Source organism: Streptomyces sp. NPDC048106, from assembly GCF_040706415.1.
In the GTDB taxonomy this organism is placed as follows: domain Bacteria; phylum Actinomycetota; class Actinomycetes; order Streptomycetales; family Streptomycetaceae; genus Streptomyces.
This window is the reverse complement of the sequence record NZ_JBEZND010000010.1, coordinates 142,676-159,610: the sequence shown is the minus strand read 5'-3', so window position 1 is coordinate 159,610 and position 16,935 is coordinate 142,676. Positions and strand designations below refer to the sequence as shown.

Here is a 16,935-nt window from a genome sequence, read left to right as displayed (position 1 = left end):
GGTCGGAGATGTTCCAGGTTAGCTTTACCTATTCGGCACACAGAAACCGGAGAAGTAGTGCCTACGATCCAGCAGCTGGTCCGCAAGGGCCGGCAGGACAAGGTCGAGAAGAACAAGACGCCCGCACTTGAGGGTTCCCCTCAGCGTCGTGGCGTTTGCACGCGTGTGTTCACGACCACCCCGAAGAAGCCGAACTCGGCCCTCCGCAAGGTCGCGCGTGTGCGTCTGACCAGCGGCATCGAGGTCACCGCTTACATTCCGGGTGAGGGACACAACCTGCAGGAGCACTCCATCGTGCTCGTGCGCGGCGGCCGTGTGAAGGACCTGCCTGGTGTTCGTTACAAGATCATCCGCGGCTCCCTCGACACCCAGGGTGTCAAGAACCGCAAGCAGGCCCGCAGCCGCTACGGCGCCAAGAAGGAGAAGTAAGAATGCCTCGTAAGGGCCCCGCCCCGAAGCGCCCGGTCATCATCGACCCGGTGTACGGCTCTCCTCTGGTGACCTCCCTCATCAACAAGGTGCTGCTGAACGGCAAGCGCTCCACCGCCGAGCGCATCGTCTACGGTGCCATGGAGGGTCTGCGTGAGAAGACGGGCAACGACCCGATCATCACGCTGAAGCGCGCGCTTGAGAACATCAAGCCGACCCTCGAGGTCAAGTCCCGCCGTGTCGGTGGTGCGACGTACCAGGTTCCGATCGAGGTCAAGCCCGGTCGTGCCAACACGCTCGCGCTGCGCTGGCTCGTCGGTTACTCCCGCGCCCGTCGCGAGAAGACCATGACCGAGCGTCTGCTCAACGAGCTTCTCGACGCCTCCAACGGCCTCGGTGCCGCTGTGAAGAAGCGCGAGGACACCCACAAGATGGCCGAGTCCAACAAGGCCTTCGCGCACTACCGCTGGTAGTCGCTACCCACATCGAGACCGAGAGAAGACTGAAGCCTTATGGCTACCACTTCACTTGACCTGGCCAGGGTCCGCAACATCGGGATCATGGCCCACATCGACGCGGGCAAGACGACCACCACCGAGCGGATCCTGTTCTACACCGGTGTGTCCTACAAGATCGGTGAGGTCCACGACGGCGCTGCCACCATGGACTGGATGGAGCAGGAGCAGGAGCGTGGCATCACGATCACCTCTGCTGCCACCACCTGTCACTGGCCGCTGGAAGACGTCGACCACACCATCAACATCATCGACACCCCGGGTCACGTCGACTTCACCGTCGAGGTGGAGCGCTCCCTGCGTGTGCTCGACGGTGCCGTGACGGTGTTCGACGGCGTCGCCGGCGTGGAGCCCCAGTCCGAGACGGTGTGGCGTCAGGCGGACCGCTACGGCGTGCCGCGTATCTGCTTCGTCAACAAGCTCGACCGCACCGGCGCCGAGTTCCACCGCTGCGTCGACATGATCGTCGACCGCCTGGGCGCGCAGCCGCTGGTCATGCAGCTGCCGATCGGTGCCGAGGCGGACTTCAAGGGCGTCGTCGACCTGGTGACGATGAAGGCCTTCGTGTGGTCCGCCGAGGCCACCAAGGGCGAGATGTACGACGTCGTCGACATCCCGGACACTCACACCGAGGCTGCCGAGGAGTACCGCGGCAAGCTGCTGGAGGCCGTGGCCGAGAACGACGAAGAGATCATGGAGCTGTACCTGGAGGGCGAGGAGCCTTCCGTGGAGCAGCTGTACGCCGCGATCCGTCGTATCACCATCGCGTCCGGCAAGAGCGACGGCACCACCGTCACCCCGGTGTTCTGTGGCACCGCGTTCAAGAACAAGGGCGTCCAGCCCCTGCTCGACGCGGTCGTGCGCTACCTGCCCTCGCCGGTCGACATCGAGGCCATCGAAGGCCACGACGTCAAGGACCCCGAGGTCGTCGTCAAGCGCAAGCCGTCCGACGACGAGCCGCTGTCCGCGCTGGCGTTCAAGATCATGAGCGACCCGCACCTCGGCAAGCTCACCTTCGTCCGGGTCTACTCGGGCCGCCTGGAGTCCGGCACCTCGGTGCTGAACTCCGTCAAGGGCAAGAAGGAGCGCATCGGCAAGATCTACCGCATGCACGCCAACAAGCGTGAGGAGATCGAGTCGGTGGGCGCCGGTGACATCGTCGCCGTCATGGGCCTGAAGCAGACCACCACCGGTGAGACGCTGTCCGACGACAAGGCCCCGGTCATCCTGGAGTCCATGGACTTCCCGGCGCCGGTCATCCAGGTCGCCATCGAGCCCAAGTCGAAGGGCGACCAGGAGAAGCTCGGCGTCGCGATCCAGCGCCTCGCCGAGGAGGACCCGTCCTTCCAGGTTCACTCGGACGAGGAGACCGGCCAGACCATCATCGGTGGTATGGGCGAGCTGCACCTTGAGGTGCTGGTCGACCGTATGCGCCGTGAGTTCAAGGTCGAGGCCAACGTCGGCAAGCCGCAGGTGGCGTACCGCGAGACGATCCGCAAGGCCGTCGAGCGCGTCGACTACACCCACAAGAAGCAGACCGGTGGTACCGGTCAGTTCGCGAAGGTGCAGATCGGCATCGAGCCGCTCGAGGGTGGCGACACCTCGTACGAGTTCGTGAACAAGGTGACCGGTGGTCGTATCCCGAAGGAGTACATCCCTTCGGTCGACGCCGGTGCGCAGGAGGCCATGCAGTTCGGCATCCTGGCCGGCTACGAGATGACCGGTGTCCGTGTCATCCTCCACGACGGCGCCTACCACGAGGTCGACTCCTCCGAGCTCGCCTTCAAGATCGCCGGTTCGCAGGCCTTCAAGGAGGCCGCGCGCAAGGCTTCGCCCGTGCTCCTTGAGCCGATGATGGCCGTCGAGGTCACCACGCCCGAGGACTACATGGGTGAGGTCATCGGCGACATCAACTCCCGCCGTGGCCAGATCCAGGCCATGGAGGAGCGGGCTGGTGCCCGCGTCGTGAAGGGCCTCGTGCCCCTGTCGGAGATGTTCGGCTACGTCGGCGACCTCCGCAGCAAGACGTCGGGTCGCGCAAGCTACTCGATGCAGTTCGACTCCTACGCCGAGGTTCCGCGGAACGTCGCCGAGGAGATCATCGCGAAGGCCAAGGGCGAGTAACGCACCGCGTTCGCACGCTTTAGGCTTGACTCCGGAGCCTCAAGGGGCATTCAGCCGAATACCAGGATGAATGCCCCGGGTTCCGGGCTATCCAGCAAAGATCACCTGGCGCCGATGAAGTAAGGCGTACAGAACCACTCCACAGGAGGACCCCAGTGGCGAAGGCGAAGTTCGAGCGGACTAAGCCGCACGTCAACATCGGCACCATCGGTCACATCGACCACGGTAAGACGACCCTCACGGCCGCCATTACCAAGGTGCTGCACGACGCGTACCCGGACCTGAACGAGGCCACCCCGTTCGACAACATCGACAAGGCGCCCGAGGAGCGCCAGCGCGGTATCACCATCTCCATCGCGCACGTCGAGTACCAGACCGAGGCGCGTCACTACGCCCACGTCGACTGCCCGGGTCACGCGGACTACATCAAGAACATGATCACCGGTGCCGCGCAGATGGACGGCGCGATCCTGGTGGTCGCCGCCACCGACGGCCCGATGCCGCAGACCAAGGAGCACGTGCTCCTGGCCCGCCAGGTCGGCGTTCCGTACATCGTCGTCGCCCTGAACAAGGCCGACATGGTGGACGACGAGGAGATCATGGAGCTCGTCGAGCTCGAGGTCCGTGAGCTTCTCTCCGAGTACGAGTTCCCGGGCGACGACCTGCCGGTCGTCCGTGTCTCCGCGCTGAAGGCCCTCGAGGGCGACGCGCAGTGGACCCAGTCCGTCCTGGACCTCATGAACGCCGTCGACACCGCGATCCCGGAGCCGGAGCGCGACGTCGACAAGCCGTTCCTGATGCCGATCGAGGACGTCTTCACGATCACCGGTCGCGGTACGGTCGTCACCGGCCGTATCGAGCGTGGTGTCCTCAAGGTCAACGAGACCGTCGACATCATCGGCATCAAGACCGAGAAGACCACCACCACGGTCACCGGCATCGAGATGTTCCGCAAGCTGCTCGACGAGGGCCAGGCCGGTGAGAACGTCGGTCTGCTGCTCCGCGGCATCAAGCGCGAGGACGTCGAGCGCGGCCAGGTCATCATCAAGCCGGGTTCGGTCACCCCGCACACCGAGTTCGAGGCGCAGGCCTACATCCTGTCCAAGGACGAGGGTGGCCGCCACACGCCGTTCTTCAACAACTACCGTCCGCAGTTCTACTTCCGTACGACGGACGTGACGGGCGTTGTGACCCTCCCCGAGGGCACCGAGATGGTCATGCCGGGCGACAACACCGAGATGACTGTCTCGCTGATCCAGCCCGTCGCCATGGAGGAGGGCCTGAAGTTCGCCATCCGTGAGGGTGGTCGCACCGTGGGCGCCGGCCAGGTCACCAAGATCGTCAAGTAAGTTCCGCTTGCTTGAAGGTCACTGACCGACCTTTGGAGAGGCCCGTACGACTTCGGTCGTACGGGCCTCTTCGTCATACTCTCTGCGTGTCACCGCTCCGGTACGGCCGTCCGACGAAAGTGAGCCCGTGAGCACCGTCCCGCCCGCCGAAGGCCCCGACGATTCCCCGTCCGACGAGCAGTGGGAGGCGTTCCTGCGAGACGCCGCGAAGGGCGGTGCGAGCGCCCCGAAGGAACGGTCGGCACGGGCGCGGGCACGGCTGAGGGGCGCCCGGATCCGCCGCCCGCGCCGGCCGGGGCGTACCAGGCCGGCGACCGCGTGGCTGGCGGGCGTGGCACCCTGGCTCGCGGCCGGGGTCGTGGTCGTCTTCGGCGCCTTCGAGATGGGCCTGGTCCCGCTGCCCTCCGCGGCCTCCTCGGCGCCCACCTCCGGCCCGGCCAAGGCGGTGTCCCTGCCCGGCGGCGGCACCTCCGACGGCGACCGGTGCGGCACCAAGGGCTACCACCACTTCCCGCTCCCGGCGAGCGCGTCCGCCCCGGAGCCGCCGTCCTCCGGCACCACCGAGCCCGGCCCGCGGCTGGTGCTGAGCCACTACGGCTACGAATGGAACCCCGACGACGGGGGCCGTCTCACCATCGGCCTGCTCTTCGCCACCCCGGGCACGAAGAAACCGCTCCGGGTCTCGCGGACGCTGGGCGGTCAGGGCGTGGCGGTGGAGATCGAGGGCCCGAAGGGCCTGGTGGCCGGCGCCCACGGCCTGCCCGTCACCTGGCCCTCCGCCGCACAGGCGGGCGCCCTGATCGATGTGAGCGACGGGGGCGGCGGCGAGGTCACCGTCCCCGCGACGGCCCTGTGTCCCGGCCACGACGGCAAGTCCGTGGCGGAGTCCATGCAACCGCCCATCGACTCCCACAACACCATCACCGGCCCGCCGCCCTACCGCCTGATCGTCTCCCTGCGCGACCCGGCCGTCGGCACCCTGCGCGCCTCACTCGGCCTCCCGGCGGACGGCGACCTGCTCAGCGCGAACAACCTGGCCATGGGCGACGGTTCCTGACCGGCTACCGGGGCAGACCGCGCAGCAGGGCCAACTCGCGCAGCAGGGGCGGCGGGTCGAGCCGGGCCGGCGAGCCGGCCAGGCCGTCGAGGAGGACGACGCGGCCCTGGTTGTTGTGCACGTAGAGCAGGTGCCCGCTGATCTCGTGGCCGCGGAGCTGACGGCGCACCCAGACGACGCCCCGGGTGTCCGGCCCCGGTGCCGCGACCGCCCCGATCACGTCGTCCCAGTCGCGCACGGCGACCGGCTCGAACTCCGGGAAGCAGCGCCGCCCGAGCCGCTCCCACCAGCCGGGGGCCTCGTGGAAGGCGCGCCAGGGCAGGGCGGAGACCGGTATGCCGTCGATGCCGCAGTGCACGGCGGCGAGAGCGCCGCGGGCGTGCAGGTGCTGCCCGGTCGCCCGGTGGGCCGCCGTGCCGGGCGCCAGCGCCTCCAGATCGGCGAGCGGGTCGCTGGGGGAGGGGTGGAAGGGGGTGCCGCCGTCCTTCGGCACCACGACCGAGGCCGCGAGCATGGGCGTGTCGGGGAAGCCGGGCTGGGGGACCGCCCGGCAGCCCATCAGCCAGGCGTGGGGCGTCTGGTACACCGGCTGCCGGTCCGGCGGCACGGTCAGCTCCACCAGGGCGCCGTAGGTCTCGCGCAGCCAGGCGGCGGCGCGCACCCAGGGGTCGTCCGTCCGCGGTTCCGCGGCCCGCGTCGCCAGATACTGTTCCGTCGGCATGTGCGAGGGCGGCCAGTGGGCCCCCGTACCGTCGTGCGGCACGACGACGAGGCGGCAGAACGGGGCCTGCGCCGGGTCCCCGGTGTCCAGGTGCTCCTGGAAGTCGAAGTCCACCGTCCAGGCGTACGGATACCACGTCGCCGTCTCCGGAAGCATGACGACGGAGGCCGCGCGCTGCGGGTACACCGACGTCCGCAGCCACCGTTCGGCCGTCGCCACGGCTTCCTCTCGGGTCACCATCAGGGCCCCCTCCGCTCAAGTCCCCGGACACACCATGATGGTTCCTCTACGATGCGGCGTCATGTCCATACCCAATACCTGGGGAACACCGCACGGCGGCTACGGCGGCTACGGCGGCCCGCCGCCCGTGCCGCCCGTCATCCCGGCGAGGGACCTGCGGCCACTGCGCCTCTGGTACGTCGTGGCGGCTCTGCTGGGCCTCGTCCTGGTCGGCGCCGGGGTCACCTTCATCGTGCTGACCGTCAAGGACACGGTGAAGTCGGTCGATACGGCGCACACGTTCGCCGGCGGCTCGCAGCGCACGTTCGCTTTCACGGCGGGGAGGACCCGGGCGATCTACGTCTCCCAGTCCGCGCGGGGACACGTCGACTGCCGGCTCCCGCGGGCGCTGGCCGATTCGCTGACCACGCCGGACGGCACCTTCCGCGTCACTCTCGGAGCCCGCTCCTGGGAACGTGTCTTCGAGTTCACCCCGAAGGCCACCGGCGACTACCCGGTCGGCTGCACCTCGGACGTGCCCGCCGAGTTCGCCCTCGGCGACAAGCCCCGGGTGGGCGGCATGGTCGGCGGCATCTTCGCGGCGATCGGCTGCTTCCTCGCGGCGGCCGTCGTGGTCCCGGGCATCTGCGTCGTGACCGCGGTCCGCCGTGGCCGCCACCGCCGCCGGCTCACCACCGCGTGGGCTCCCCCGCCGCCGCAGTGGGGGCCGCCGGTCCGGTAGGGGCGCGACCGACTCTGCAACCGAACCGCCCTGTTTCAGCGTGCCGTTGTTAGCGTGGTACAAGCACGCTGGAACGGCGGACGGGGGTTTATTCGGTGTCAGGATCCGTATCGGGAAACGACGGCGGGCGTTCCGTGGGAACGCGGCTCGACCAGGCGCCGGGCGACGTGGGCGGCGGGGGACCGGACCTCGCGCACGCGCCCGGCGACAAGAAGGGCGCCGCGGACGCGCTCCGCAAGGACATCGAGCCGGACACCGCGTCGGCGGGACGCTGGGCGGACGACGAGACGGGCGCCGTGATCAAGGCGTTCGACGCCAAGGACGGGCACGGCTGGCTCACCTCCGCCGCCGTCCGCAAGGCGCACACGACGTGGGGCGAGCAGGTCCAGGGCCTGGTGAACCGGCTGATGCTGGACGAGTCGGCCCTGCGGGGCACGGGCAATCTGCTGACCGGGACGGACATCGACGTGGGCACCGGGGTGCGCAAGACGTCGATCCTGGACACGTACTCGTCCGACTGAACGGCCTCATCGACGTCCAGACCCGGGGGCGCGAACGCGGGGAACCACCTGCAATGAGTACGGGTACTCAACTGCCGTAGTCGCTGTAACGGACGTGCCGTAAGTTGCGCGCTGCTAATTTAGGGGGTTCAGAAGGAGTTCACAGCCCGCGCACAGGAACGCCGGTGGCAGCCGGTCGGGGAGCGGGTGGCGGGTCACGGGGGAGGACCACGGGCATGCCCTGGGACGAATGGGAACGGCTGAAGACGGACGCGGCCACGCGTTCCGGTGGCACTCGGATGCGGTTGAACCATCTGCCGGACGCCGGGAGCGGCGGTTCTTCCGGTGGTGGGGACCCGCTGAAGTCGGAGCGGAAGGTGTGGTCGACCGCCGGCGGGGATGTCACGGGGCTGCGGGCCGATGTGAGTACGGCGCTGGGGAAGCTGGACCACGGGCAGGCGGGGCTGGGGGACGGTGCCGGGTGCGAGTCGGCCGCGGCGCAGAAGGAGCTCTACGAGTCCTGGAAGAAGTACGTCGGTGATGTGAGCGGCCGTTGCGGGAAGTTGGGCGGCCTGCTGGAGCGCGCGGGGCGCGATCTGTCGATGACCGACGGAGACGTCCGGGACGGGCTGCAGAAGATCAAGACGGAGTACCAGGACACCGAGGCCGTCGGCGGCCAGGCGAAGGGCAAGTGAGCGGGTCATGGATCTTGCCGCGTTGCAGGCCGTCAAGCCCTCCGAGTACCAGGAGGCCGCGGACGGTTACCGGGCCACGAGCGAGATGGCGGGCAAGGCCAGGGAAGCGATCGACAACCGGATATCGGCGGGGATCCGCAACCAGCTCTCGGGGGAGACCGCGAAGGCCACCCTGCGGGAGCTGAAGGAGCTGTCGAAGGACTTCCACTACGCCGAGACCGAGTGCGCGCTGGCGGGCACCGCGCTGAACGGCTTCGCTTTCGACATGGCCGCGGCCAAGCGGAAGCTGGAGGCGGCGCTGGAGGACGCGAAGGCGGCGGGCTGCACGGTCGGGGCGGACGGGTCGGTGACGTTCCCGGCCGGGGGCAAGGAAGTCGACGGCAAGGTGCCGGAGGGCGGCACGGTGCGGGTGAGCACCAGCCCGACGGATCCGACGTCGGCGGCGCTGGAGCGGCAGGCCGTCCACATGCATCCGAACCCGAACTTCGGCAAGGCCGTCGGGTTCGCCGACCGCATCGGTGACGCTCTGAAGGAGGCCACGGACGCGGACACGAAGTGGGCCCCGAAGCTGCGCGCGCTGAAGGCCGACGACGATCTGGTGGTCTCCGACAAGGACTGGATCGACGTCACGTCGGACACGGACGGGGTGCGCGACGCCGGCAAGAACTACCTCGGCTCCCTGCCCCAGCCGCCCCAGCACGGCAGCCCGAAGGACAACGCCGCCTGGTGGAAGGGCCTTTCCGACGAGCAGCGCTCGGACTACCTGTCGGTCCACCCCGACGCGGTCGGCGCGCTCGACGGACTCCCCGCCACCGTGCGGGACCAGGCCAACCGCACCGTGCTCGACGAGGCGCACGCGAAGGCCCAACTGGACTACGACGCCTGGCTGAAGAAGCATCCGGAGCCCGAGCGGTTCCAGCCCTACATCGACCCGTACACCGGGAGCATGCCGAAGGGCCTCAGCGTCGAGTCGCAGGCGTGGAAGGACTGGGACGAGGCGCGGAAGAACGCGCACAAGTCCCTCGACGGCATGGACGCGATCCAGACGCGCTTCGACGCGACAGGCCGGAACGGACTGCCCGAGGCGTACCTGCTGGGGTTCAGCACGGAAGGCGACGGCCGCGCGATCATCGCCAACGGCAACCCGGACACCGCGGATCACCAGGCGGTCTACGTGCCGGGTACGACGGCGGAGCTGGGCAACATCGGTGGGAACATCGACCGGATGACCAAGGTGTGGCACGCGGCTCACGACGAGGCCGACGGAAAGTCCGTTTCCACCATCACCTGGCTCGGCTACGACGCACCGGACAGCGTCTGGAAGGACGCGCCGTTCGAACACTACGCGTACGACGGGGCACCGGCGTTCGACAACTTCCTGGACGGGCTCGACGCCTCCCACACCGGCGACACGGATCCGCACCGTACGGTCATCGCCCACTCGTACGGGACGACACTCGTCGGCGCCGCGGCCCAGACGGGGCATGTCAGCGCCGATGATCTGGTCTTCGCCGGCAGCCCCGGGGTCAAGGTGTCCGGCGCGGACGAGCTGGACGTGCCCAAGGGGCATGTGTGGAACGAGGAGGCCGACGGAGACGTGGTTCCGGACATCGGCCGATGGGGCCACGGCGGGGACCGCTTCCTCATCCCCAGCGATCCGGAGTTCGGCGCCAACCAGATGACCACGGACACCGAAGGACACAGCGGTTACTGGGACGAGACGTCCCACGGGCCCTCGCAGAGCCTGAAGAACCAGGCCCTGGTCGTCGTCGGGAAGGGCGACGACGTGGCGCTGAAGCCGCCGCCCGACCCGTGGGCGCATGTGAAGTAGCCGCGACGACGTAAGGCTCACCGACGTGAAGACCAGACTGAGCGCCTGTGTGCTCGCCCTGCCTCTTGTAATGACCACCCTCACTGGATGCGGCATGACTGAGAAAGACTCCGACACGACTCCGCTCGCCGGCACGAGCACCTCGCGTGCCGCCTCCGACACGATGGAGAAGCTGTCCAGCGGCATCTACGACCTGATCGGCGTCAAGGGGAAGACGTCCGACAGCCGCCCGTTCGTCGCGGAATGCTCGGGGAAGGACACGAAGACCTACTTCCGGATCTTCCACTGGTGGAGCTTCTACCCCGCGTCGGCGAAGGACCTCGACGTGGCGATGGAGCGGCTCAAGACCGAACTGCCCAAGCACGGCTGGAAGATCGTCACGTACGGCCCGGACACCAGCAAGAACAGGAACATCAACCTGACCGCCGACAACGACGGGCAGAAGGCCGGCGTCAACATCGTCCAGATGTCCAAGAACGACCCACCGAAGCTGAGCCTGCATGTCGTGTCCGGCTGCTACAAGGTCCCGGACGGCCAGGAGGTCGAACACTTCTGAGCGGCTCGTTCCTCTGGGCGAGATCAGCCTGAGGTCAGTGGCATGGGGCTCAGGCGAGGACTCCGGCGCGTGCTGCGAGACCTCGGAGTTCTGGGGTGGTGCGGCCCGACACGAGCAATCCGTTGATCATCGCTTTGACGGCGGGGCGAGCGTGGGTTTCCTCGGGAGCGAGGCGCTCGGCTTCGAGGAGGGCGGCGATGCACTCGTCGCGGCGCTCCCACCGGGCGTAGGCACGCGCTCGGTCCATGTAGTAGAGGGACCGGCGTTCGACCGTGGGCAGGAGCCTGGGATCGAGGGCGTCTGCGGCGGCGATGGCCGCTGACGGATCACCGGCCTTGTATTCGGCACTGATGAGGTGGAGCTGGACGGTGGCGTTGTTGAATCCGCCCGCAGTGTCCTTGAGATGAGTGCCGGCGACGAGGGTCTTGGCAATGGCGGCGGCTTCCATGGTGAGCTGCCGCATGCCCTTCTGGTCGCCTTCGTGGGCGACGGTGTACGCGGCGCACTGGATCAGCAGGCCGCGCTGGGCGGCGCCGGCTTTCCCGGCCGCCGCGAGGGCCGGTTCGGCAGCGGCGTTGAGAGCGAGCGCGAGGGCCTGGTCGCGCCATCCGGCTTGGCGGGCGAGCACGGCCTGCTGGCGGGCGGCCTCGGCGACGGCGAGGGGCGCGCCCGTGGCCTGGGCGAGCTGGCGGGCCCGGTCGGCTGCCATCCAGCCGAGATCGGAGGCATCGAGCTTGATGAGGGCGCGCGTGGCCAGCAGGTAGGTGTGGGCGAGCACGGGGTAGTGGTCGCTGCCGACGGCTTGGTGGCCTGCTCGCAGGAGGCGGGGCAGGCGCGCCGCGAGGCCGGAATAGTCGGATGCGTTGTAGCTGGCGGTGGCACGGCTCAGTTCTGTGGCCAGCTGGTCGGGGGCCGGGTCCGCGGGGTCGGCGCCAAGGCCGAGCATCGCGTCGCGCAGACCGGCGACGAGGAGATCTCCGAGGCGGGCGCCGTCGGCTTTCGCGGAGCCGCTGCCGATGACGGGCGCGCCGACGGCCGCCGCGGCGGTGACCGCCAGATCAGCGAGCAACTTCCGTCGGTCCACCGCGTCCTCACCGTCCCCACGCCCTGGGTTGTCCACAGTAGGGGCAGGGAGCCGTGGATACGGGCCGGTCGGCATACCGGGCCGGGGCGGCGGCGCAGCTGGTATGGGTGCCAGGCCGAGCTCCTGGGGCGGGATGCCGAGGGCGAGAGCGAAGCGCCGCAGGACGTCGACGTCGGTCATCGGCGACTTGCCTCGTTCGAGGCGAGAAACCTGCGCCGCGGAGTAACCGGTGCGGACCCCGAGCTGTACGAGTGACATGCCCTGGGCGCGGCGTGTCCTGCGCACGCGCTCGCCAGGTGACATCTGTGCAGCATGTTTCGCCTGCGCGTTTTCGACCGCGTCCATGACCCCGTCCCCGTGTCAGCCGAGGCTGTGCTGCGCCCAGACTAGGGCGGTTACGGGTGATGGGAGCCGGTTTGCATGTCATGCAAGCCTTTTGCAGTCCTAGGGCTGTGGCCTGTTGACGTAGTCGTGGATGCGATGCCCTGGAGGCCCGGCGGCCGGCATCCGTGGGCCGCCTCTTTCGGGCAACTGGGAGGCATTGGATGCGACTCTCCAACCCCGCCTTCACCGCGGCGGCCTCGTCCGTGGACGTCCGGCTGACCCCGGGCTACTACATCCAACCGGCTGGGCTCGGGGCCGTGATCGAGGACTTGTTGGTGGCCTGCCGGACGGTGTTCGACATCAAGGCCGCAATGACGCTGGCCCTGGACGCTCCAGACGCGGCCGGGCTGACGGCCGATGCACGGGGGGTCATCGCCCCCGGCGCCGACGTGGACGGCACGGTCATCGTCCAGGCCGGTGCTCGCATCGAGGCGGGAGCCCGCGTGTGCGGGCCGGTCCTGGTCTGCTCCGGGGCCGTCGTCGCCCGGGGAGCGCTGGTGCGCGACCACAGCGTGATCGGGCCCGACTGCCGGATCGGCTGCGGGGCGGAGATCGCCCGCAGCCTGCTCGCCGGGGGCTGCTTCATGAAACACCAGAGCTTCGTGGGAGATTCGGTGCTCGGCAGGGGCGTCAACATCGGGGCTTTCTGCTCCACGACAGGGCTGCGCTGCACCGGGCCGGTCACCGAACCGGCCGTGGAGGAGATTTCCATCACCCTCGACGGGCAGCGGATCCGGACCGGACAGACCAAGCTCGGGGCGGTCGTCGGGGACGGTGTGGCGCTCCCGGCGGGCACGATCCTCTCGCCGGGAACGCTGATCGGACCCGGCACGGTCATCTATCCGCGCAACCAGGTCGGTGGCGTGTTGCCCTCCGGTTCCCGGGTCCGGTGAGCACTGTGGTCAACGGTTCAGCCCTCATCGCAGCGGATGACTTAGTCGTGCAGGTCACTGGCGGGCGCTCGCTGGCCGGGCGGATCGACGTGCAGGGCAGCAAGAACGTGGCGCTTCACCTGTACGCTGCCGCGATCCTGGCGGACGCCCCGGTCGTGCTGCGCGCCGCGCCGCCGATCCTCGACACAGATGTGTGCGCGCGGATTCTCGCCCACACCGGTGCTCAGGTGGCCGTCGTCGGCGACGAGTTCAGGGTGGCCCCTGCCACCTTGCTGCGGGCGGAGATCCATCCGGAGCTGGGGAGCCGGGTCCGCACGACGTGCGTTCTGGCCGCAGCAGTCCTCGCCCGGTGCGGAAGGGTGGAGTTCCCCCGTCCGGGCGGAGATGCGTTCTGTGCACGGCTGATCGACCGGCACCTGGCGGCGATGGAGGCCGCTGGTGCCACGGTCGTGGACAGTGACGGCGGGTTGGTCGCGCAGTGCGGCCCGAAGGGGGTGCAGCCCTTCACGGTGGACGTCGGCACGCCGTTCGGGCCGAGTCTGGGGGCGACGGTGACCGCGCTGCTGCTGGCCGCCAAGGCGTCCGGCACCAGCCTGATTACCAGCCCCTCCACCGAACCGGAAGTCACCGAGACCATCCGGTTCCTCACCGAACGTGGCGTCGGGGTGCTCCGGGACGCGTCCGGGCTGCACATCGAGGGCCAGGAGTGCATCACCGGCGGGGAGTTCACCGTGGCCGGGGACCGGATCGAGGCAGCGACCATGATCATGGCTGCTGCCGCGACGGGCGGCAGCGTCACCCTGGGCGGCATCACCACCGCTGATCTCCCCGCTGGGCTCACTACCGTGCTCAGCGACGCCGGCGTGCTCTTGGCGGACGGGGCCGACGGCGCCGTACACATGGCGTTGGTGGATCCGCTGCGCGCGGTGAAGACGGAGACCGGTCCGCATCCGGGACTGCCGACGGACACCGCGCCGCAGTTGGCGGCGATGCTCACGCAGGCACGCGGCCTGTCGCACATCGCCGAGCGGGTATACACGCAGCGGAAAACGCACCTGCCTGGCCTGGTCGCGTTGGGCGCGGCGGTGTCCTCGCAGGGGCCGGTGGTCCTCGTGCACGGTGCGTCCCGGCTGACGGCAGCGGACGTGGGGGCGGCGGACATCCGCGCTGTCACAGCTCTGCTACTCGCCGCGCTCGCGGCCGACGGCACTTCTACGATCCGCGGCATGTACCACCTCCGGCGCGGCTACGGCCACCTGCTGTCCAACCTGGCCACGCTGGGGGCCGACATCACCACCGTCTCGGAGGCCCGCCCATGCCCGTGATCCCGTTCACCGACGACGACGTGACCCGACTGCGCGACACACTCGGCGAGGTCATCGCCGACGGCGCGACCCCCGGCGGCGTCATCGTGTGCGGCACCGCCGACGGGCGGCGCGACGTCCTGGCCGCCGGCCAAGTCGCCCCGGAAACGGGCGATACCGCTCCGACCGAGACCACGGTGTACGACGTCGCCTCGCTCACCAAGGTCCTGGCCACGTGGCCGCTGGTCGGTCATGCCGTGCAGGCCGGGCTCCTCGACCTGGACCAGCCGGTACGGAACTACCTGCCTGCGATCAGTGGCGAGGCACCGAGCGGTGAGGCGACGGTACGCGAACTGATCACGCACACCGCGGGGCTGCGGGCTGTGACCCGGCTCGATGCCTACCGGGGCGCGCGGGCGCCGCTGCACGAGCTGCTGTGCCGCGAACCGTTGGAGGAAGCTCCCGGCCATCACCGTTACATCAACCGGGGCTACATCCTGCTCGGCCTGGCGCTTACCCACGTCCACGGCCGTCCGCTCGACGTGCTCGCCGCCGAATTGTGGCGGGACCTCGGGCTGACCGACACGGTGTACGGGCCGGTCGGCCGCGGCCCCGCGGTGGCGCCGACCGAACAGCGCATCCCCGGCGCGCCGCGGATCTGGGGCGCACCGCACGACGACAACGCGGGGCTCCTGGGCGGCGTGGCCGGACACGCCGGCGTGTTCTCCACCGCCGGGGACCTGGGCCGGTACGCGCAGGCGCTGCTGACCGCCTCCCGGGAAGGCGGCACCGGGTCTCTCGGCGTGTGGCTGCGGGCGAGCCTCGTTCCGCAGGCATCCATCGAGCCGGGCCTGGACCGTGGCTTGTCGTGGATCCTCGCGGGTCCGGTGGCGTACCACCACGGGTTCACCGGCACCAGCCTCTACCTGGCGCCTGAGTCCGGCCGCTACCTGGCGATCGCCACGAATGCCGTCTACTGCGGGGCCGCCCGTAAGCGGATCGCTCCGTTGCGGGGCCTCGCACTGAAAACGATCGGTGCCGTCTGAGGAGAGACTCATGGGTGAGCTATTGGCCGATCACACGACTCTCCGCTTCGGCGGCCCCGCCGACCTCTGGCTCACCCATACCGACCCCGCCTCCTGGGGCGAGGTCGTCCGGGCCTTGGCGGGGCGGCGGCCGTTCGTTCTCGGCGGAGGGAGCAACATCCTTGCCGATGATGCCGGTTACCCGGCCGCGGTGGTCCGTGTGGCGACCCGCGGTATCACTGCCCGCCCGGTCGGCGACGGTCAGGTGGAGCTGACTGTGCAGGCCGGCGAGCCGCTGGGCCGCCTGGTGGCGTACGCCGTAGCCGAAGGCTTGTCCGGTGTCGAATACCTGGGCGGCATCCCGGGCACGGTCGGGGCAGCCCCGGTACAGAACACTGGAGCGTACGGGCAGCAGATAGCGGACTGTTCCACATCGGTGGCCGTCTGGGACTGGGAGCGTGAGCGCACGGAGCTGCTCGATCCTGCGGCCTGTCAGTTCCGCTACCGCTCCTCGGTGTTCAGGACGCGGCCGGGCCGATGGGCGATCCTGGCCGTCACCCTGCGTCTGACGCGGAGCGACCGGGCCGCCCCGGTGATGTACGGGCACTTGGCTCAGGCGCTCGACGTACCGCTCGGTTCCCGGCCGCCACTTGAAGAAGCCGCGGCCGGTGTCATCGCTGACCGCAACGCACGCGGACTGTCCCTGCCAGGGAGCGGACCGGACGCGCGGCAGGCCGGCAGCGTGTTCCTGAACCCGCCTGTCAACAGCGCACAGGCAAGGGAGGTGTGCGCGGCGGGCGGCCGCGTGCATCGCGACGGCGACGGCGTGCTGCGGGCGAGCGCCGGCTGGCTCCTGGAGCAGAGTGGCTACGGCCCCAATGCGCACGTCGGACTGGGGGTGTACTGCTCGACGAGCCGCACGCTGACCGTTACCGCCCGGGACGGGGCGACAGCCAGCTCATTCCTTGCCGGCCTGCACCGTATGGCGGGGACAGTGCGGGAGGCTTCGGGGATCACACTGCGCCCGGAGCCTGTGCGGCCGCAGGCGGGGGCGAGGACGTGACTGCCGCTGGGGAAGACAGCGAGCCGTGAGGGGCCTGCACCCGTTCCGGCCGAGCCGAGTCTCATACGCCCATCGGGGAAAGCGGATTGGGTGGCAGGTTCGCGGCCAGGGTGCGGCGTACGGCCTTGGGAACACGTTGAGGGGACCCGCCGAGGCCGTCGGGGAGCAGTGGGCGGTTTCGGACCGGTGGCGGTCAGGGGCTGGTTGTACGCCACCGTGTGCATGACGATCCGGCCGTTGGGGAGGTGTTGGGCGGGTGCGCGCCAGGTAGCCGTGTGCTCTGCGCAGGCAATGGCGATACGCGTCTCGCCCTCGGGGAAGTGGGCTGCGAGGGCCTTGATGTCGACACGGGCGCCGGCGGGCGACTTGAAAGCGCTACAGAGGCTGCGCGGATAGGCGGGGTGGGGTCCCGGGCAGTGAGGCGCGCCCAGGTCTCCGTGATCA

At 69.4% G+C, this 16,935-nt stretch carries 16 protein-coding genes; 14 read left to right on the top strand and 2 right to left on the bottom strand.

Annotated elements, in window-relative coordinates; genetic code table 11:
• Nucleotides 1–57 precede the first annotated feature (57 nt).
• The 5 genes from rpsL (at nucleotide 58) to AB0927_RS13570 (ending at nucleotide 5,474) form a co-directional block, all read left to right on the top strand.
• On the top strand, nucleotides 58–429 hold the full coding sequence (gene rpsL, locus AB0927_RS13590) for a 30S ribosomal protein S12 (RefSeq protein ID WP_003948652.1): 372 nt from the start codon (nucleotides 58–60) through the stop codon (nucleotides 427–429).
• A 2-nt stretch (nucleotides 430–431) separates the two neighbouring features.
• Nucleotides 432–902, top strand: a complete 471-nt coding sequence (gene rpsG / locus AB0927_RS13585; protein WP_003992340.1) for a 30S ribosomal protein S7 — start codon at nucleotides 432–434, stop codon at nucleotides 900–902.
• A 39-nt stretch (nucleotides 903–941) separates the two neighbouring features.
• A complete protein-coding gene (gene fusA / locus AB0927_RS13580) occupies nucleotides 942–3,068 on the top strand; it encodes an elongation factor G (RefSeq protein ID WP_366667727.1) in 2,127 nt (708 codons plus the stop codon).
• A 155-nt stretch (nucleotides 3,069–3,223) separates the two neighbouring features.
• Nucleotides 3,224–4,417, top strand: coding sequence for an elongation factor Tu (tuf, locus tag AB0927_RS13575; RefSeq protein WP_366667726.1), 1,194 nt, complete (start codon nucleotides 3,224–3,226; stop codon nucleotides 4,415–4,417).
• Nucleotides 4,418–4,544: 127 nt separating this feature from the next.
• Nucleotides 4,545–5,474: a hypothetical protein gene (locus AB0927_RS13570; RefSeq protein ID WP_366667725.1), complete on the top strand. Its 930-nt coding sequence runs from the start codon at nucleotides 4,545–4,547 to the stop codon at nucleotides 5,472–5,474.
• 4 nt (nucleotides 5,475–5,478) lie between these two features.
• Here the strand turns inward: AB0927_RS13570 and AB0927_RS13565 are convergent, their stop codons facing one another.
• The gene (locus AB0927_RS13565; protein ID WP_366667724.1) at nucleotides 5,479–6,435 is read right to left on the bottom strand and encodes a toxin glutamine deamidase domain-containing protein; all 957 of its coding nucleotides are present in this window, start codon (nucleotides 6,433–6,435) and stop codon (nucleotides 5,479–5,481) included.
• 61 nt (nucleotides 6,436–6,496) lie between these two features.
• On the opposite strand from AB0927_RS13565, the gene AB0927_RS13560 reads away from it, so the two are divergent.
• The 5 genes from AB0927_RS13560 to AB0927_RS13540 all read left to right on the top strand — a co-directional run bounded on the left by AB0927_RS13560 (nucleotide 6,497) and on the right by AB0927_RS13540 (nucleotide 10,738).
• A complete protein-coding gene (locus AB0927_RS13560) occupies nucleotides 6,497–7,156 on the top strand; it encodes a serine/arginine repetitive matrix protein 2 (RefSeq protein WP_366667723.1) in 660 nt (219 codons plus the stop codon).
• Between the two features lie 134 nt (nucleotides 7,157–7,290).
• On the top strand, nucleotides 7,291–7,677 hold the full coding sequence (locus AB0927_RS13555; protein ID WP_366667722.1) for a hypothetical protein: 387 nt from the start codon (nucleotides 7,291–7,293) through the stop codon (nucleotides 7,675–7,677).
• Between the two features lie 215 nt (nucleotides 7,678–7,892).
• Nucleotides 7,893–8,351 carry a hypothetical protein gene (locus AB0927_RS13550; RefSeq protein WP_366667721.1) on the top strand — a complete coding sequence of 153 codons (459 nt, stop codon included), beginning with the start codon at nucleotides 7,893–7,895 and terminating at the stop codon, nucleotides 8,349–8,351.
• 7 nt (nucleotides 8,352–8,358) lie between these two features.
• The gene (locus tag AB0927_RS13545) at nucleotides 8,359–10,182 is read left to right on the top strand and encodes an alpha/beta hydrolase (protein WP_366667720.1); all 1,824 of its coding nucleotides are present in this window, start codon (nucleotides 8,359–8,361) and stop codon (nucleotides 10,180–10,182) included.
• 94 nt (nucleotides 10,183–10,276) lie between these two features.
• Nucleotides 10,277–10,738: a hypothetical protein gene (locus AB0927_RS13540; protein WP_366667719.1), complete on the top strand. Its 462-nt coding sequence runs from the start codon at nucleotides 10,277–10,279 to the stop codon at nucleotides 10,736–10,738.
• Between the two features lie 49 nt (nucleotides 10,739–10,787).
• Here the strand turns inward: AB0927_RS13540 and AB0927_RS13535 are convergent, their stop codons facing one another.
• Nucleotides 10,788–12,125, bottom strand: a complete 1,338-nt coding sequence (locus tag AB0927_RS13535; RefSeq protein ID WP_366667718.1) for a helix-turn-helix transcriptional regulator — start codon at nucleotides 12,123–12,125, stop codon at nucleotides 10,788–10,790.
• Between the two features lie 242 nt (nucleotides 12,126–12,367).
• Here AB0927_RS13535 and AB0927_RS13530 point away from each other — a divergent pair, with 242 nt between their 5' ends.
• From AB0927_RS13530 to AB0927_RS13515, 4 genes are read left to right on the top strand one after another with little or no spacing between them, the layout of a single operon-like run.
• The gene (locus AB0927_RS13530; protein ID WP_366667717.1) at nucleotides 12,368–13,099 is read left to right on the top strand and encodes a hypothetical protein; all 732 of its coding nucleotides are present in this window, start codon (nucleotides 12,368–12,370) and stop codon (nucleotides 13,097–13,099) included.
• A 47-nt stretch (nucleotides 13,100–13,146) separates the two neighbouring features.
• Nucleotides 13,147–14,424, top strand: coding sequence for a UDP-N-acetylglucosamine 1-carboxyvinyltransferase (locus AB0927_RS13525; protein ID WP_366667716.1), 1,278 nt, complete (start codon nucleotides 13,147–13,149; stop codon nucleotides 14,422–14,424).
• Complete coding sequence (locus AB0927_RS13520) at nucleotides 14,415–15,449, top strand: serine hydrolase domain-containing protein (protein WP_366667715.1); 1,035 nt, start codon at nucleotides 14,415–14,417, stop codon at nucleotides 15,447–15,449. The genes AB0927_RS13525 and AB0927_RS13520 overlap by 10 nt, the downstream gene beginning before the upstream one ends.
• 10 nt (nucleotides 15,450–15,459) lie before the next feature.
• The gene (locus AB0927_RS13515) at nucleotides 15,460–16,491 is read left to right on the top strand and encodes a UDP-N-acetylmuramate dehydrogenase (RefSeq protein ID WP_366667714.1); all 1,032 of its coding nucleotides are present in this window, start codon (nucleotides 15,460–15,462) and stop codon (nucleotides 16,489–16,491) included.
• Nucleotides 16,492–16,935: the final 444 nt, after the last annotated feature.

Bases quoted from the DNA above. Each gene is read 5' to 3' on its own strand.
- AB0927_RS13530 (WP_366667717.1), top strand. From the start codon at position 12,368: ATGCGACTCTCCAACCCCGCCTTCACCGCGGCGGCCTCGTCCGTGGAC.
- rpsG (WP_003992340.1), top strand. From the start codon at position 432: ATGCCTCGTAAGGGCCCCGCCCCGAAGCGCCCGGTCATCATCGACCCG.
- AB0927_RS13515 (WP_366667714.1), top strand. From the start codon at position 15,460: ATGGGTGAGCTATTGGCCGATCACACGACTCTCCGCTTCGGCGGCCCC.
- AB0927_RS13560 (WP_366667723.1), top strand. From the start codon at position 6,497: ATGTCCATACCCAATACCTGGGGAACACCGCACGGCGGCTACGGCGGC.
- AB0927_RS13520 (WP_366667715.1), top strand. From the start codon at position 14,415: ATGCCCGTGATCCCGTTCACCGACGACGACGTGACCCGACTGCGCGAC.
- AB0927_RS13545 (WP_366667720.1), top strand. From the start codon at position 8,359: ATGGATCTTGCCGCGTTGCAGGCCGTCAAGCCCTCCGAGTACCAGGAG.
- AB0927_RS13565 (WP_366667724.1), bottom strand. From the start codon at position 6,435: ATGGTGACCCGAGAGGAAGCCGTGGCGACGGCCGAACGGTGGCTGCGG.
- AB0927_RS13535 (WP_366667718.1), bottom strand. From the start codon at position 12,125: ATGTCACCTGGCGAGCGCGTGCGCAGGACACGCCGCGCCCAGGGCATG.
- fusA (WP_366667727.1), top strand. From the start codon at position 942: ATGGCTACCACTTCACTTGACCTGGCCAGGGTCCGCAACATCGGGATC.
- AB0927_RS13540 (WP_366667719.1), top strand. From the start codon at position 10,277: ATGACTGAGAAAGACTCCGACACGACTCCGCTCGCCGGCACGAGCACC.
- AB0927_RS13550 (WP_366667721.1), top strand. From the start codon at position 7,893: ATGCCCTGGGACGAATGGGAACGGCTGAAGACGGACGCGGCCACGCGT.